Raw genomic sequence first — 628 nt, 5'->3', positions numbered from 1 at the left:
ATTAGTGTACCACTACACTCCAATCTTGACCCCAAGCACATCACCGTTGGCAATCAGTTGGAGTTTTATTCTGCCAATAGCGATGGCAAATTTACCGGTGCAATGAAGCTAAGCTATGCCAAGCTCAAAGACGACATCAAGCGCAATGATTTGCAGTTTTTCTTACAAAATGATGCCAAAGAATGTACGACTGCCAGCGATGAGAAAATCGGCGCTCAGCGTTTTTGCTTTGAGATTAATATCAAAGGCGCAGTCTATCCACAGGTGAGCAATTATGACTTGGTGCGCTCGCAGTTCTCGCCATTGACACGCCCATATAGCGTGAGTATTTATACCAATCAGACCACCACCGAGACGAGTGGTAGTGGTACAAGCAGTGCCGAAAAGTTGGTGCTGTTGCCATTTGCTTTGGCATTTGATGTGGTGACCATGCCACTACAAATCTTGGGTGCGTTAGACTGATTTTGCTGTTTTGCTAATCAATTGTCTTTGTGATAATCATATGCAAAGATAGACAGCGTCCACCCATCAACCACAAAAAACCCTTTGATACACGTGAACCGACCCCCAATTCTTAGACACTAAGATTAACGGTTAAGGTTTGATCAAGGACTGAGTTCTGTATTGT

1 pseudogene is annotated in these 628 nt (G+C 43.9%); it reads left to right on the top strand.

Annotated elements, in window-relative coordinates:
- A pseudogene (locus B0680_RS10845) lies at positions 1-462 on the top strand (hypothetical protein); the annotation flags it as partial.
- Between the last annotated feature and the right edge of the window lie 166 nt (positions 463-628).

It is taken from the genome of Moraxella pluranimalium (genome assembly GCF_002014825.1).
In the GTDB taxonomy this organism is placed as follows: domain Bacteria; phylum Pseudomonadota; class Gammaproteobacteria; order Pseudomonadales; family Moraxellaceae; genus Moraxella; species Moraxella pluranimalium.
This window is presented reverse-complemented; position numbering and strand designations above follow the sequence as displayed.